This window comes from Nonomuraea bangladeshensis (assembly GCF_039529455.1).
GTDB classification, from domain to species: domain Bacteria; phylum Actinomycetota; class Actinomycetes; order Streptosporangiales; family Streptosporangiaceae; genus Nonomuraea; species Nonomuraea bangladeshensis.
The window spans coordinates 401,208-416,249 of the sequence record NZ_BAAAMV010000008.1 but is presented as its reverse complement, the minus strand read 5'-3'; the positions used below and the strand labels follow the sequence as shown (position 1 = coordinate 416,249).

The window sequence follows — 15,042 nt, the reverse complement described above, 5'->3', positions numbered from 1 at the left end:
GCGAACATGCGGGGGAACATGCATATTGTGATCATGGGGTGTGGCCGTGTGGGATCGACCCTCGCGCACATCCTCGAGGACAACGGTCATTCCGTCGCCATCATCGACCGTGACCCCCAGGCGTTCCGGCGGCTGCGGGCCGGGTTCCGGGGCCGCCGGGTGACCGGGGTCGGTTTCGATCGCGACGTGCTCACCGACGCCGGCGTCGAGTCGGCGGCGGCGTTCGTGGCCGTCTCCAGCGGTGACAACTCCAACATCATCTCCGCGCGGGTGGCCCGCGAGACGTTCGGCGTCGACAACGTCGTGGCGCGCATCTACGACCCCCGCCGGGCCGAGGTCTACCAGCGCCTCGGCATCCCCACGGTGGCCACCGTCCGCTGGACCGCCGACCAGATCATGCGCCGCATCCTGCCGGAGGGAGCCGAGCCGCTGTGGCGCGACCCCACGGGCACCGTCGTGCTCGCCGAGGTGGCGGTCAACCCCTCCTGGATCGGCACCCGCGTCATCGACGTGGAGAAGCGCGTCGGCGCCCGCGCCGCGTTCGTCAACCGCATGGGCGAGGCCCTCACCGTCACCAAGGACCTGGTGGTGCAGGAGGGCGACGTGCTGCACGTCATCGCCGCCGAGAACGACATGGACCGGATCAACAAGGCGCTCGCCGGGGCGCCGGAAGAGGATGACTGATGCGCGTCGCCATCGCCGGAGCGGGCGCGGTCGGGCGTTCCATCGCCGCGGAGCTGCTGGAGAACGGCCACGAGGTCCTGCTCATCGACGTCGACCCCCGCGCCATCAAGATCGACAGCGTGCCGCGGGCCGAATGGCTGCTCGCCGACGCCTGCGAGATCGCCTCACTCGACGAGGCGGGGCTCAACAACTGCAACGTCGTGGTCGCCTCCTCCGGCGACGACAAGGTCAACCTCGTGGTGTCGCTGCTGGCCAAGACCGAGTACGGCGTGCCGCGCGTGGTGGCCCGCATCAACCACCCCAACAACGAGTGGCTGTTCAACGAGTCGTGGGGCGTCGACGTCGCCGTCTCCACCCCGCGCCTGCTGAGCGCCCTGGTCGAGGAGGCGGTGAGCGTCGGCGACCTGGTGCGGCTCATGACGTTCCGCCAGGGCCAGGCCAACCTCGTCGAGCTCACCCTGGCCGAGGACGCCCCCGTCGTCGGCCAGCGGGCCGGCGCGGTGCCGTGGCCGAACGACTCCGCGCTGGTCGCGATCCTGCGCGAGGGGCGGGTGCTGGTGCCGTCGGCGGACGACCCGCTGGAGGCGGGCGACGAGCTGCTCTTCGTGGCCAACCAGGAGGTCGAGCAGGAGCTGGCTCACCTGCTCTCCCAGCACTGACCCCCGCTCCTGGCGGGCCGGGGTCAGAGCCAGCCCATGCGCTGGGCCGTACGGATGGCCTCCAGCCGGTTCTGGGCGTTGAGCTTGGTCATCGCGCTCGACAGGTAGTTGCGCACGGTGCCCTCGGTCAGGTGCAGCTCGCCCGCGATCCTGGAGATCGTCGCGCCGTCGCCGGCCAGCCGCAGCGCGTCGCGCTCGCGGTCGGTCAGCGGGCTGTCGCCGGCCGCCATGGCCGCCGCGGCCAGCTCGGCGTCGAGGTAGCGCCCGCCGCCCTGGACCTTGCGGATCGCCATGGCGAGCTCCTCGGCGGAGGCGTCCTTGCCGAGGAAGCCGCCCACGCCCGCGGCCATGGCCCGGCGCAGGTAGCCGGGCCGGCCCAGGCTGGTCAGTATGACGATCTTGCAATGGGCGCTGATCTGCTCGGCCGCGCTCAGGCCGTCCATGCCGGGCATCTCGATGTCCAGCACGGCCACGTCGGGCCGGTGCTCTGACACGGCGGCGACGACCTCGTCACCCCGGCCGACCTGGGCGATCACCTGGATGCCCTCCTCCAGGTCCAGCAGGGCCGCGATGGCGCCGCGGACGAGGTGCTCGTCGTCGGCGAGCAGCACGCGGATGGTCATGGTCTCTCCCCACGTCTCACGCGGGCACCGCCGCCCGCAGCAGGTAACGGCCCTCGGGCGTGGGCGCCGCCTCCAGGCTGCCGCCCGCCGCGCGCACCCGTTCGGCCAGTCCGGCCAGGCCGTTGGGCGCGTGCGGGCCCACCTGGCCGCTCACCCCGTCGTTGGACATCTCCAGCACACCGTCCTCGATCCTGATCTCGCAGCGCTCGGCCCGGCTGTGCTTGAGCACGTTGGTGGTGCCCTCGCGGACGACCGTGGCCAGCAGCGTGCGGCTCTCGGGGGACAGCGCCGCCGTGTCGGCGCGTACGGCGCAGCGCACGCCCGCGGCCTCCAGCACCGCCCGTACGCTGGCGAGGACCTCGTCGAGGTCGACGGCGCGGTAGTTCTGGACGACCGCGCGCACCTCGCGCAGCGAGCGCCGGGCCAGGTCCCGCACCTCGAACATCTCGGCCGCGGCCGCCTCCGGATCGACGCGCAGCCGCTCCTCGGCGTGCCCGGCGCGGGCGGCCACGTCGGTGAGGCTCTGGCCGAGCAGGTCGTTGAGGTCGCGGGCGAAGCGCAGCCGCTCCTCCGAGACCGCGAGCCTGGCCAGCGCCTCCTCGCCCTCGTGCGCCTCGTGGGCCAGCCGCCACAGCCGCAGGTTCGCCCACGTCGCGACGACCGCGAGCGCCGTCAGGAACGTCATCACCAGCACCAGCGCCAGCATGTCCGCGAGCCTCGCCCCGGACAGCACCCCGATCAGGGCGAGGATCACGATCGAGCCGGTCGAGACGACGGCGATCGTGCGCCTGCGGACGAACGGCGTCAGCGCCCCCAGCCAGGGCGGCAGCGCCCACACCACGGCCACGACGGCCAGCAGCAGCGCGAGCGCCCCGGTCACGGCCAGCAGCTTCGTGGGCCGCGGCCCGCCGCGCACCGCCACCCGGAACGGCCGCGTGCACAGCGCGGTGAAGATCACCAGCAGGACGGCGGCGCCGCCCGCCACGGCGGCGGGCAGGCCCATCTGCCACTGGACGTAGAGCGTGTAGAGGCCGATCAGGCCGAGCAGCGTCACGATGTCGGTGGAGTAGACGATCACCCAGCGGACCTTGTCGAGCTTGGTCGCACCGCGCACCCGCCGCAACGGCCCCACCCGCCGCCCGTCCCCGACGGCCGCACCCGCCTCCGGGGTCACCGGGCCGGGCTGCGGGTCTGCCGGGCCGGACTTCGGGTCTGTGGGGCCGGGCTTCGGGCCTGTCGGGCCGGACTTCGGGTCTGTGGCGCCGGGCTTCGGGTCTGCCGGGCCGGCCTTTGAAGTCGGTGTCATGCCGGCACCGTCTCCCGCGCCGGCAGCTCGCCCACGACCGGCACGGTCGCGCGCAGCAGGAACTCGCCCGTCGCCGTGGGCGCGGCCGAGAGGGTGCCGCCCGCGGCGACCAGCCGCTCGGCCAGCCCGCGCAGGCCGCTGCCCGGCGACGGCGCCGCGCCCCGCGCCACCCCGTCGTTGCGCATCTCCAGCAGGCCGCCGTCGATCGTGATGGCGCAGCGCGTGGCCCTGCTGTGCTTGAGCACGTTGGTGCCGCCCTCGCGCACCACCCACGCGAGCAGCGCCCGCGCGGCCGGTCCGAGCCCGTCGGCGCGTACGTGGACGACGCAGCGCGTGCCGGACGCCTCCAGCGCCGCCCGCACCCCGGCCACCTCCTGGTCGAGGTCGAGGTGCTGGTAGCCGTGCACCGCCTGCTGGACCTCGGCCAGCGAGTCGCCGGCCAGCTCACGGACCTCGGTCATCTCCGTCAGTGCCCGCCCGGCGTCCTTGGTGGCGAGCTTGGCGGCCAGCTCGCTCTTGAGCGTGATCACCGCCAGGCTGTGGCCGAGCAGGTCGTGCAGGTCGCGGGCGAAGCGCAGCCGTTCCTCGGCGACCGCGAGCCGGGCCCGCGCCTCGCGAGCGTTGGAGGCGTCCCTGATGATCCACCAGAGCCAGCGCCACAGGAGCATGGCCGGGATCATGAAGGCGAAGTTGATCGACAGGCTGATCAGGACGCCGAGCCAGCTCTGCCCGTGCACGAGCGCGCCGTGGACGGTGAGCAGCCCGGCAACCGCCGCCGACAGGCAGGCGATCGCCCGGGGCGACAGGTAGAGTGCGGCCGCGGCCAGCCACAGCGTGCCCACCTCGATCCACGGCGAGGAGTTGTCGTAAGCGGGCGGGCGCAGCAGCGTCGCGGTCAGCGCGAACACCCCCGCGAGCGCCAGCCTCCAGGTGGGGCGCGGCCGGTGGTCGAAGGCCTCCCTGAGGAGGACGGGGAACAGCGCGCACAGCCCGAGCTGACAGGTGACGGTGACCGCGGCGTGGAGGGGCGAGATCACGCCCGCCATGCTCCGGCCGACGGTGAACGCCACGGTGATGACGGCGATCATCGCCACGACGCCGTCCATCCAGTAGATCAGGATCTTCCTGGCCGTCTCAGGACGAGCCGCCATCGCCCCCTCCCCACTCGCCTGGACATGTTGACGGTAAGGGAATCCTATAGTCAGGGTACGGATCCGCGCAGAACGGTCGCAGCCCCCTCTTCGGGATCGGCCCCGCGCAGGGACAGCCAGGCGAGGTTGTGGCGTACGGCGTAATCGGAGAGGGTGCGGGCGTCCTGCTCGCTCAGCTCGGACCCGTCGGCGAGCACCAGCGTCAGCGCGACGCGCCGCCAGGCGTCCTCCTCGTCCGGCAGCGACTGGGCGCGGGCGATCTGCGCCTCGGCCAGCCGTACGGCGGCGGCGAGCCGGGACAGCCGGCCGGAGGGGGCCGTGCGCGGCTCCAGCCCGGCCAGCAGGTTGACGGTGCCGACCTCGGCCCCGGCCCGGTGGGCGGCCCGCAGCGCCGCCACGCAGGACGCCCCCAGCCCGGACGCCGTGAGCGGCGCGGTGAAGCTGACCTGGAGCTCCCGCTCCCGCTGGAGGGCCCGGAGCGCGCGGGCCCGGCGCGCCGCCGTCGCGGCGCTCTCGCCCTCGGCGGGCAGCTCGAAGTCGACGGCGGAGACGTCGAAGGCGCCCACCACCCGCCGGTAGGCCGCGGCGAGCGCACGCGGCTCGGTGCAGCGGGCGGCCGGGTCGGCGCCGCCCGCGCCCGCGCCCCCGCTCCCGTCTCCGTCCCCGCTCCCGCCGCCGAACGACGGCGCGGCGTCGCCGCCGAGCGCCCTGAGCCGCCCGATCCTGTTGACCACCTGGTTGACGCCGGGGTCGATGAGCGTGCCGCCCGCGCTCGCCCAGGCGGGGGAGCAGCCGTCGGCGCCGCCCGCGACGAGGTGGCCGAGCAGGTAGTGGAGCACGCCGGTGCGCAGGGCCGTGGCCGGCAGGTCGAACGCGGGGTCGGCGGCGGTGTCGACGTACCCCACGAAGCCGGGACCCACGGTGGCGGGCCCCACGAGGCCGGGCCGCATGAAGCCGGGCGGCGGCGCCTCGGCCACCGCGGCCGAGAGCGCGGGCGTGTGCAGGCCGAGGGGCGCGGCACGGGAGGCGGGCGGCGCGGGCGGCGGGGACGTGGCGACGGCGCTCGCGGGCGGCAGCAGCCGGACCGCCACGACGGTGGCGGCCACGAGCGCGAGCCCGGCGAGAACGGCGAGAGGACGGGGGAGCAGGCCCGGCTCCCTCTGGTGCCGCGGCATAGAGCACTCCCCGTGTTCGATCGGCTACCTAGGGCGCTGGGTTGAACGCTAGCAAGCCGGGCGACGCGACGTGACCCCTTTCCGGTTCGCGTCCGTTGTGCGCTGATAATGGCTGACATGAAGCTGCGGATCTTCACTGAGCCCCAGCAGGGCGCCACCTATGACGACCTGCTCACCGTCGCCCAGACCGCCGAGCGGCTGGGCTTCGACGCGTTCTTCCGGTCCGACCATTATCAGCGCATCGGCGCGGGCGACCCCGGCGTCGGCTCGACCGACGCGTGGGTCACGCTGGCGGGCCTGGCGAGGGAGACCTCGGCCATCAGGCTGGGCACGCTGGTGTCGCCGGCCACGTTCCGGCTGCCCGGGCCGCTGGCGATCAGCGTGGCCCAGGTCGACCAGATGAGCGGCGGCCGGGTGGAGCTGGGCCTCGGCACCGGGTGGTTCGACGCCGAGCACACCTCGTACGGCATCCCGTTCCCGCCCGCCGGCGAGCGCTTCGGCCGTTTCGAGGAGCAGTTGGAGATCATCACCGGTCTGTGGACGGCGGAGAAGAGCTACTCCTTCGAAGGCAGCTACTACCGGCTGGCCGACTCGCCCGCGCTGCCCAAGCCGGCGCAGCGGCCCCGGCCGCCGATCATCATCGGCGGGGTCGGCGCCAAGCGCACGCCGCGCCTCGCGGCGACGTACGCCGACGAGTACAACGTGCCGTTCCGCTCGCTGTCCGACACCGGGGCGGCGTACGACCGGGTGCGCCGGGCGTGCGAGGAGACCGGGCGCGAGGTCGTGCTGTCGGCCGCGCAGACCACGGTGGTCGGCGCGGACCGGGCGGAGATCGAGCGGCGCGCGGCGGCCATCGGCGAGGACGCGGACAAGCTTCGCGAGAACGGCCTGTGCGGCACGCCGGCCGAGGTCGTCGAGCGGATCGGGCAGTTCGGCGCGCTCGGCGCCGAGCGGTTCTACCTGCAGGTCCTCGACCTCGGCGACCTGGAGCACCTGGAGCTGATCGCGGCCGAGGTGCTGCCGCACGTGTAGGTAAACGGATGGCGGGTTTTCGCGGCGTTCCTGCACACTTGGGAGGGTGCTGCTGACGATCACGAACACCGCGAGGCCCGCCACCGACCTGGGTTTCCTCCTGCACAAGCATCCCGAGCGCGTGCAGGAGTTCCGCCAGTCGTCCGGCACGGCCACCGTGTTCTACCCGGAGGCGGGCGAGGAGCGCTGCACGGCGGCGCTGCTGCTGGAGATCGACCCGGTCGCGCTGGCCAGGGCGCGCGGCAAGGGCTCGCCCGACTTCAGCCTGTCGCAGTACGTCAACGACCGCCCCTACGCGGCCTCCTCGCTGCTCGCGGTGGCGCTCGGCGAGGTGTTCCGCACCGCGCGGGCGGGCCGGTGCGCGGCCCGGCCCGAGCTGCCGGGCAGGGCGCTGCCGCTGGAGCTGACGCTGCCCGCGCTGCCCTGCCGTGGCGGGCCCGACCTGGCCCGGCGACTGTTCGAGCCGCTGGGGTGGGAGGTCGAGGCGCGGGTGCTGCCGCTCGACGAGGGTTTCCCCGAGTGGGGTGAGTCCCGTTATGTCCGTCTCGCGCTGCGCGGCACGGTGCGGGTCGCCGACGCGCTCAACCACCTGTACGTGCTGCTGCCGGTGCTCGACGACGGCAAGCACTACTGGATCGCCCCCGACGAGGTGGACAAGCTGATCCGGGCGGGGGAGGGCTGGCTGCGCGGGCATCCGGAGCGGGGCCTGATCACCCGCCGCTACCTGGGACGGCGCTGGTCGCTGGCGCGTACGGCGCTGACCCGGCTCGCCGAGCTGGGCGACGAGACCGAGGAGCACCTGGAGCCGGCGCTCGCCGAGGACGCCCCGCCCGAGGCGACCGCCGCCGACGAGGCCGCCGCCGCCGAGGCCGAGGCGAGCGAGACCGAGGCCACGGTAGCCGGGGAGGCGCCGGCCGCGGGGGCCGGCGAGGTCGGCGAGCCGGGTGCGGCCGGCGGCGAGAAGGCCGGGGAGCCGGAGGTCAAGGGCGGGTCGCTGAGTGTGCGGCGGCGGGAGGCGGTGCTGGGCAAGCTGACCGAGCTCGGCGCGGCCAGCGTCATCGACCTGGGCTGCGGCCAGGGAGAGCTGGTCGGCGCGCTGCTGTCGCGCCCGGCGTTCGCGCGGGTCGCCGGCATGGACGTCTCCCCGCTGGCCCTCACCATCGCCGCCCGCCGCCTGCGCCTCGACCGCATGCCCGAGGCCAAGCGGGCCCGCCTCACCCTCTTCCAGGGCGCGCTCACCTACACCGACAAGCGCCTGTCCGGCTACGACGCCGCCGTGCTCATGGAGGTGATCGAGCACGTGGACCCGCCCCGCCTGGCGGCGCTGGAGCGTGTCGTGTTCGGCCACGCCCGCCCCCGGCACGTCGTCGTCACCACGCCCAACGTCGAGTACAACGTCCGCTACGAGTTCCTGACCGGCCTGCGCCACCCCGACCACCGCTTCGAGTGGACCCGCGCCGAGTTCGCCGCCTGGGCAAGCCGGGTGGCGGCCGAGCACGGCTACGCGGTGGCGTTCGAGCCGGTCGGCGACGACGACCCGGAGGTCGGCCCGCCGACCCAGATGGGAGTGTTCACCCGTGATCAGCGTTCCTGAGCTGTCGCTCGTGGTGCTCGTCGGGGTCTCCGGCAGCGGCAAGTCGACGTTCGCGCGCCGGCACTTCAAGCCGACGCAGGTGATCTCCTCCGACTTCTGCCGCGGCCTGGTCGCCGACGACGAGAACGACCAGGCGGCCACCCCGGCGGCGTTCGACCTGCTGCATCACATCGTGGGCGTGCGGCTGGCCCGCGGGCTGCTCACCGTCGTGGACGCCACCAACGTCCAGCAGGCCGCCCGCGAGAGCCTCGTCGCGCTGGCCAGGAGGCACCACGTGCTGGCCGACGCCATCGTCCTGGACGTGCCCGAGCAGGTGGCCATCGCGCGCAACGCCGCCCGCCCCGACCGCGACTTCGGCCCCGGCGTGGTGATCCGCCAGCGCAAGGACCTGCGCCGCTCGATGGGCAGGATCGCCCGCGAGGGGTTCAGGAAGGTGCACGTGCTGCGCGGCCCCGAGGAGATCGACGCGGCGGTCATCGGCTACGAGAAGGCGTGGTCCGACCTCACCCACCTCACCGGGCCGTTCGACGTCATCGGCGACGTGCACGGCTGCCGGGCCGAGCTGGAGGCGCTGCTGGCCCGGCTGGGCTGGCAGGGAGTGCGGCATCCCGAGGGCCGTACGGCGGTGTTCGTCGGCGACCTCGTGGACCGCGGCCCGGACACGCCGGGCGTGCTGCGCCTGGTCATGGACATGGTCGAGGCCGGCACGGCGATCTGCGTGGCCGGCAACCACGAGCACAAGCTGGTGCGCGCGCTCGACGGCCGCAAGGTCAGGATCGCCCACGGCCTGCAGGAGTCGCTGGACCAGCTCGCCGCGCAGCCGCCGGAGTTCGTGGCGCGGGCGAAGGCGTTCATGGACGGCCTGCTCAGCCACTACCGGCTGGACGGCGGCCGGCTCGTGGTCGCGCACGCCGGGCTGAAGGAGTCCTACCACGGGCGGGCCTCCAAGCGGGTGCGCGAGTTCGCCCTGTACGGCGAGACGACCGGCGAGACCGACGAGTACGGCCTGCCCGTCCGCCTGCCGTGGGCCGAGGACTACCGCGGCCGCGCCATGGTCGTCTACGGGCACACGCCCACGACGCGGCCCGAGTGGGTCAACAACACGATCTGCCTCGACACCGGCTGCGCCTTCGGCGGCCACCTGACGGCGCTGCGCTACCCGGAGCGGGAGCTCGTCCAGGTCCCGGCGGAGAAGGTGTGGTACGAGCCGGTCAAGCCGCTCGGCACCGGACTCGGCCGCGATCCCGGCACGCTGGACATCGTCGACGTGACCGGCACCCGGCACGTCGAGACCCGGCACGGCGGCCGGATCAAGATCGGCGAGGCGAACGCGGCCGCCGCACTGGAGGTCATGAGCCGTTTCGCGGTCGATCCGCGCTGGCTGGTCTACCTGCCGCCGACGATGGCGCCGCCGGAGACCTCCCGCCTGGACGATTACCTGGAGCACCCGCACGAGGCGTTCGAGGAGCTGGCCGCGGCCGGCGTGCGCGAGGTCGTGTGCGAGGAGAAGCACATGGGCTCGCGCGCGGTGGCGGTGCTGGCGCGTACGCCGGAGGCCGCCGAGGCCCGTTTCGGCGTGCGCGACGGCACGTGCGGCGCGGTCTACACCCGGACCGGGCGGCCGTTCTTCGCCGACACCGGCCCGCTGACCGAGCGGCTGCGGGCGGCCTGCGCGCCGCTGTGGGACGAGCTCGGCTCCGACTGGGTGGTGCTCGACTGCGAGCTGCTGCCCTGGTCGGCGAAGGCGGGCGAGCTGATCAGACGCCAGTACGCCTCGGTGGGCGCGGCCGCCCGCGCGGCCCTGCCGGAGGCGGTCGCGGCGCTGGAAGCGGCGGCCGGGCGCGGACTGGATGTGGGCGAGCTGTTGATCCGCACCCGGCGCCGCTCCTCCAACGCTGCCCTGTTCCGCGAGGCGTATGCGCGCTACTGCTGGCCGGTGGACGGCCTGGAGGGGGTCAAGGTGGCCCCGTTCCAGATCCTGGCCTGCGAGGGGCGGGCCACGGCGCTGGAGCCGCACGCCTGGCACCTGGCCACGCTCGGCGGGCTGGACGCGCCGCTGATCGCCCCGACCCGGCACGTGTTCGCCGACCTCGGCTCGCCCGCGTCGCGGGCGGCGGCCACCGAGTGGTGGGAGTCGCTGACGGCGGCCGGCGGCGAGGGCATGGTGGTCAAGCCCGCGGTCCACACGCCGGGCCGGGTGCAGCCGGGGATCAAGGTGCGCGGGCGCGAGTACCTGCGGATCATCTACGGCCCCGACTACACCGAGTCGCTGGACGTGCTGCGCAGGCGTTTCCTCGGCAAGAAGCGCTCGCTCGCCCTCCGCGAGCACGCGCTCGGCCTGGAGGCGCTGTCGCGGCTGGCGGACGGCGAGGCGGCCTGGCGGGTGCACGAGCCGGTCTTCGCGGTGCTGGCGCTGGAGTCCGAGCCGGTGGACCCACGCCTCTAAAGGTTGGGTAAGGGGTCCGCTAGGTCCCTGACGTGCGGGTATGCCCCGGTGACGGGGAAAGGACCTGCATGGCCACTCAGCACACGCATCAGGAGCATCTGAGCTACGTCGTGTTCATCACGGCGGCCGCCGCCATCGGCGGGTTCCTGTTCGGCTATGACAGTTCCGTCATCAACGGCGCGGTCGTCGGGATCCAGCGGCACTTCCAGGTGGGTCCTGTGCAGACGGGCGTCGTGGTGGCGATCGCGCTGCTGGGCTCCGCCGTCGGCGCCTGGTTCGGCGGCAACCTGGCCGACCGGTGGGGCCGTACGCGGTCGATGCAGGTGGCGGCGCTGCTGTTCGCGGTCAGCTCGATCGGGCAGATGCTGCCGTTCGCCATCTGGGACCTCGCGTTGTGGCGGGTGATCGCGGGCTTCGCCATCGGCATGGCGTCGGTGCTCGGGCCGGCGTACATCGCCGAGGTCGCGCCGCCCGCCTACCGGGGGCGGCTCGGCTCGTTCCAGCAGCTCGCCATCGTGCTCGGCATCGCCGTCTCGCAGCTCGTCAACTACGTGATCGCGCGGCTGGCGGGCGGCGCGGTCAACAACCACCTGTGGGTGCTGCAGGCCTGGCAGTGGATGCTGGGCGCGTGCGCGGTCCCGGCGCTGCTCTACCTGATGTTCGCGCTGGTCATCCCCGAGTCGCCGCGCTACCTGATCATGGCGGGCAAGTCGCGGCGGGCGCGGGAGGTGCTGGCCGAGGTCGAGGGCGAGGACACCGACCTCGACGCGCGCATCGCCGAGATCCAGCACGTGGTGCGCACCCAGCGGGTGCCGGGGCTGCGCGACCTGCGCGGGCCCGCGCTCGGGCTGCTGCCGATCGTGTGGGCCGGCATCGTCCTGTCGGCCTTCCAGCAGCTCGTCGGCATCAACGTGATCTTCTACTACTCGTCGGTGCTGTGGCAGTCGGTGGGCATCAACCAGAGCGACTCGCTGCTGATCAGCTTCTCCAGCTCGATCATCAACATCATCGGCACGTTCATCGCGATCTCGCTCGTGGACAGGATCGGGCGGCGTCCGCTGCTGCTGATCGGCTCGGCCGGCATGGCGCTCTCGCTGGCCACGGCGGCGTGGGCGTTCAGCGCCCCCCGGGTGAACAGGGGCGGCGTGGTCGCGCTGCCCGATCCGCAGGGGCCGATCGCGCTCGTGGCGGCCAACCTGTTCGTGCTGTTCTTCGCCCTGTCCTGGGGTGTGGTGGTCTGGGTGCTGCTGGGGGAGATGTTCCCCAACCGGATCCGGGCCGCCGCGCTCGGCGTCGCCGCCGCGGCGCAGTGGCTGGCCAACTGGGCGGTCACGGTGTCGTTCCCGGCGCTCGCGGCCTGGAACCTGCCGCTCACCTATGCGGCGTACGCGGTCTTCGCGGCGCTGTCGTTCGTCTTCGTGCTCCGGCGGATCAAGGAGACGAAGGGCCGCAAGCTGGAGGAGATGGGCTAGCCCCGTTTCCGTACGTGCCGCCAGCACGTGCTGCGCGGGCGCCCACCGCTGTGTGGCGGGATGTCAGCGGCGGGTCAGGCGCTCGTAGCAGTCGTAGTTGCGCTGGGCCGCGATCTTGCCGTCGCGGAACTCGAGGAATGTCCCGATGTGCGCCCGCAGGGTGTGGCCGGCCGGCAGGTCGCCCAGCGGTACGGCGAGTGTGCCGGTCCAGAGCACCTCGAGGGCGACCTGGTCGCCGGCCGCGACCGCGTTCAGCACCTGGAAGCGCTGCTCTTTGATGGTCGAGCGGCCGCGTTCGGCCGCCGCGCGCAGACCGCCGAGGTCGCGTACGGCCCCGTCGGGGAAGAGCGCATTGGGCAGCTCGCGCTGCACGACGTCCTCGTGGAAGTACGGCTCGGGACTCTCGCCTCGGGACACCGCCTCGTGGTAACGAACGGCGAGGTCCACGTTGGCGTGCTGCTGGAGGTCGGTCATATTCACAACCATAGTTGTACAACCAAGGTTGTCAACTACAGAATGTCTTCATGCAGCCTGTACAACCCGGCGACCTGGACACCGGGACGCTCGCCCTCTTCGTCGGATTCGCGGCCGCCTCCGTCGTGCAGGAGAGCCTGGCGGAGCAGGGCTTCTCCGGCCTGCGGTTCGCACACGGATACGTCTTCCAGCATCTCGTCGGCGACGCCGGTCCCACAGTGGGCGACCTGGCCCCGAAGCTGGGCGTGACGCAGCAGGCGGCGTCCAAGACCGTGGCCGAGCTCGAACGCCTCGGCTACGTGGAGCGCCTGGCTGACCCGCGCGACGCCCGCATCCGCCGCGTGCACCTGACCGGGCGAGGCCGCGAGGCGGTGGCGACCGCCCGGCGGGCCCGCGAGGCGCTGGAGTCGCGGCTGGCCGAACGCGGCGGGAAGCGGCGGTTGGAGGAGTGCCGCGTGCTGCTCGCGGACCTGCTGGACGAGCTGGGCGGCGCGCCGGCCGTACGCCATCGCGAGGTCCGGCCGCCCCGCTAGCCCTCTTTGTGAGGGATCTTCAACGGCTTGCCTCTTCCGGGGATCGCCGTCCTGCGGCGCCGTTGACGGGCGCGCGGCCGGCCACCGTAAATTTCGGGCTAAGGTGTGGCGTGCTCGACGACGTCCTCGGTCCCTCGCTCGACGTGGTGTTCTGCGGCATCAACCCCGGCCTCATGTCCGCCGCCACCGGTCACCACTTCGCCCGGCCCGGCAACCGGTTCTGGCCCGCGCTGCACCTGTCCGGGTTCACGCCCCGCCTGCTCGCGCCCGCCGAGCAGCACCTGCTGCCCGAGTACGGGCTCGGCATCACCAACCTCGCCCCCCGCGCCAGCGCCAAGGCGTCGGAGCTGACGCGGGAGGAGCTGGTCGAGGGCGGGGCCGCGCTGGCGGCGAAGGTGGCCGGGCTGGCGCCCAAGGCGCTCGCGGTGCTGGGCGTGTCGGCCTACCGCACCGCCTTCCTGCGGCCCAAGGCGCGGATCGGGCCGCAGGAGGAGACGGTGGGCGGGGCCAGGGTGTGGGTGCTGCCCAACCCGAGCGGGCTCAACGCCCACTGGACCCTGGCCGGGATCGCGGACGAGATGCGCCGCCTGCGATCCTCACTCGCCCAGTCCTAGCGGGCGGCGAAGTCCTGCGTCCAGTAGACCGTGCCCTGGGGGCTCCTGGCGACGCCGACCCCGATGAGGTTGTAGCGGCAGTTCAGGATGTTGGCCCTGTGTCCGGAGCTGTTCATCCACGACTGCATGACGGAGGCGGGCGAGGTCTGGCCCTTGGCGATGTTCTCGGCCCAGGCGGAGCCTCCGGTGAAGCCGGCCGCGCGGATGCGGTCCATGAAGCTCCGGCCGTCCTTCGAGTCATGGTCGAAGTAGTTCTGCTTCGCCATGTCGGCGGAGTGGCCGAAAGCCGCCGCGCGTAGTTGCGCGTTGTGCGTCAGGGCGCCGCAGCCGGCCTTGGCGCGCTCGGCGTTGACCAGCCTGACGACCTCGTTCTCCTCCGCGGTGCCCACGGCGCCGCCGGTCGGGCCGGTCGTCGGGCCGGTCGTCGGGCCGGTCGTCGGGGAGGTCGAGGTGGTCGGCCTGCTGGTCGGCGTCGCGGTGGGCGAGCCGCTGGGAGAACTCGTGGGCGTCGGGGTGGGGGTGGCCGAGCCCGGGTCGCAGGTGAGCCGGACCGCCCGCGACTTGACCGGGCGGCCGCGGTAGTCGGTGGCGGTCGCGTAGTACGTGCCGGGCCGGCAGTCCACGGCCAGGCTGACGCGGCCGTTCCTGGTGGCGCCGCTCTTGATGACCGGGTCCTTGCCGGGGACGGCCCGCAGGATGCGGACGCGTACGAGCGAAGGGGAGAAGCAGCCGCGTCGGGCGGCCGACGAGACGATCTTCAGGGCGTTCCCGCTGAGCCTGGGCTTGGTGACGGTCACCCGGCAGGCCGCCTGCGATGCGGTCGCGGCCTCGGCCGCGGTGATCGGCGCGCACAGGGCGGCGACGCTCACCAGGCCGGCAAGGACCCCAAGGGGTCTACGCATAGGGGGGTTCCTCCAGTTGCGATGGACGCTGGATCGCAAGGCATTCTGGCGGGGCCGCAACCCATTTGTCTCCCATTTCGCAACATTTCTGTGATGTCGCAGGTAAACCAAAGCGTCTCCTGGTGCGTCAGAGGCGGCATTCGCCCCCCTCGGCATGTGGTGGGCGCTTCCGCTCCCTGCCCCGTTCCGGCCGCCCGAAATCCGGTCACCGAACCGGTTAGGTGACCGTTGAGAGCGCTCCCGGCGCTGATGTCTCGAAACCGTCACGGCTATTGACGCGAGCGACACCAGGAATTTACGTTCGCGGTACTTATCCGGTTCAGCAACCCCCAGCGCTCATGGCGGCGACAGCCTGGGAGCGCTCCCACAGGTACGTG

Annotated in this window: 14 protein-coding genes; 8 read left to right on the top strand and 6 right to left on the bottom strand. The window is 73.1% G+C overall.

The window, feature by feature from the left end:
* Positions 1-18 precede the first annotated feature (18 nt).
* Positions 19-684 carry a potassium channel family protein gene (locus tag ABD292_RS28015; RefSeq protein ID WP_344212365.1) on the top strand — a complete coding sequence of 222 codons (666 nt, stop codon included), beginning with the start codon at positions 19-21 and terminating at the stop codon, positions 682-684.
* Positions 684-1,343 (top strand): potassium channel family protein, encoded by a 660-nt coding sequence (locus ABD292_RS28010; RefSeq protein ID WP_344212363.1) that lies wholly within the window; start codon positions 684-686, stop codon positions 1,341-1,343. The genes ABD292_RS28015 and ABD292_RS28010 overlap by 1 nt, the downstream gene beginning before the upstream one ends.
* A 23-nt stretch (positions 1,344-1,366) precedes the next feature.
* On the opposite strand, the gene ABD292_RS28005 is transcribed toward ABD292_RS28010, so the two are convergent.
* Genes ABD292_RS28005 through ABD292_RS27990 form a run of 4 tightly spaced genes read right to left on the bottom strand, consistent with a single transcriptional unit; the run spans position 1,367 to position 5,598 of the window.
* Positions 1,367-1,966 carry a response regulator transcription factor gene (locus ABD292_RS28005; RefSeq protein ID WP_344212361.1) on the bottom strand — a complete coding sequence of 200 codons (600 nt, stop codon included), beginning with the start codon at positions 1,964-1,966 and terminating at the stop codon, positions 1,367-1,369.
* A gap of 16 nt (positions 1,967-1,982) precedes the next feature.
* Positions 1,983-3,272, bottom strand: a complete 1,290-nt coding sequence (locus ABD292_RS28000; RefSeq protein ID WP_344212359.1) for a sensor histidine kinase — start codon at positions 3,270-3,272, stop codon at positions 1,983-1,985.
* The gene (locus ABD292_RS27995) at positions 3,269-4,423 is read right to left on the bottom strand and encodes a sensor histidine kinase (protein ID WP_344212357.1); all 1,155 of its coding nucleotides are present in this window, start codon (positions 4,421-4,423) and stop codon (positions 3,269-3,271) included. The genes ABD292_RS28000 and ABD292_RS27995 overlap by 4 nt, the downstream gene beginning before the upstream one ends.
* A gap of 50 nt (positions 4,424-4,473) precedes the next feature.
* Complete coding sequence (locus ABD292_RS27990; protein ID WP_344212355.1) at positions 4,474-5,598, bottom strand: glycoside hydrolase family 18 protein; 1,125 nt, start codon at positions 5,596-5,598, stop codon at positions 4,474-4,476.
* Between the two features lie 117 nt (positions 5,599-5,715).
* Here ABD292_RS27990 and ABD292_RS27985 point away from each other — a divergent pair, with 117 nt between their 5' ends.
* From ABD292_RS27985 to ABD292_RS27970, 4 genes are all read left to right on the top strand, one after another.
* Entirely contained in the window at positions 5,716-6,630 is a 915-nt protein-coding gene (locus tag ABD292_RS27985) for an LLM class F420-dependent oxidoreductase (protein WP_344212354.1), read from the top strand.
* Positions 6,631-6,676: 46 nt separating this feature from the next.
* Positions 6,677-8,224, top strand: a complete 1,548-nt coding sequence (locus tag ABD292_RS27980; RefSeq protein WP_344212353.1) for a 3' terminal RNA ribose 2'-O-methyltransferase Hen1 — start codon at positions 6,677-6,679, stop codon at positions 8,222-8,224.
* The gene (locus tag ABD292_RS27975) at positions 8,208-10,670 is read left to right on the top strand and encodes a polynucleotide kinase-phosphatase (protein ID WP_344212352.1); all 2,463 of its coding nucleotides are present in this window, start codon (positions 8,208-8,210) and stop codon (positions 10,668-10,670) included. The genes ABD292_RS27980 and ABD292_RS27975 overlap by 17 nt, the downstream gene beginning before the upstream one ends.
* A gap of 68 nt (positions 10,671-10,738) precedes the next feature.
* A complete protein-coding gene (locus ABD292_RS27970) occupies positions 10,739-12,142 on the top strand; it encodes a sugar porter family MFS transporter (RefSeq protein WP_344212351.1) in 1,404 nt (467 codons plus the stop codon).
* Positions 12,143-12,205: 63 nt separating this feature from the next.
* On the opposite strand, the gene ABD292_RS27965 is transcribed toward ABD292_RS27970, so the two are convergent.
* The gene (locus ABD292_RS27965) at positions 12,206-12,616 is read right to left on the bottom strand and encodes a nuclear transport factor 2 family protein (protein WP_344212350.1); all 411 of its coding nucleotides are present in this window, start codon (positions 12,614-12,616) and stop codon (positions 12,206-12,208) included.
* 50 nt (positions 12,617-12,666) lie between these two features.
* Here ABD292_RS27965 and ABD292_RS27960 point away from each other — a divergent pair, with 50 nt between their 5' ends.
* Together ABD292_RS27960 and mug are read left to right on the top strand one after the other, a co-directional pair.
* Complete coding sequence (locus ABD292_RS27960; protein WP_344212349.1) at positions 12,667-13,149, top strand: MarR family winged helix-turn-helix transcriptional regulator; 483 nt, start codon at positions 12,667-12,669, stop codon at positions 13,147-13,149.
* Between the two features lie 110 nt (positions 13,150-13,259).
* Positions 13,260-13,763, top strand: a complete 504-nt coding sequence (mug, locus tag ABD292_RS27955) for a G/U mismatch-specific DNA glycosylase (protein ID WP_344212348.1) — start codon at positions 13,260-13,262, stop codon at positions 13,761-13,763.
* On the opposite strand, the gene ABD292_RS27950 is transcribed toward mug, so the two are convergent.
* A complete protein-coding gene (locus ABD292_RS27950; RefSeq protein ID WP_344212346.1) occupies positions 13,760-14,665 on the bottom strand; it encodes a CAP domain-containing protein in 906 nt (301 codons plus the stop codon). The two genes, mug and ABD292_RS27950, sit on opposite strands and share 4 nt — an antisense overlap.
* Between the last annotated feature and the right edge of the window lie 377 nt (positions 14,666-15,042).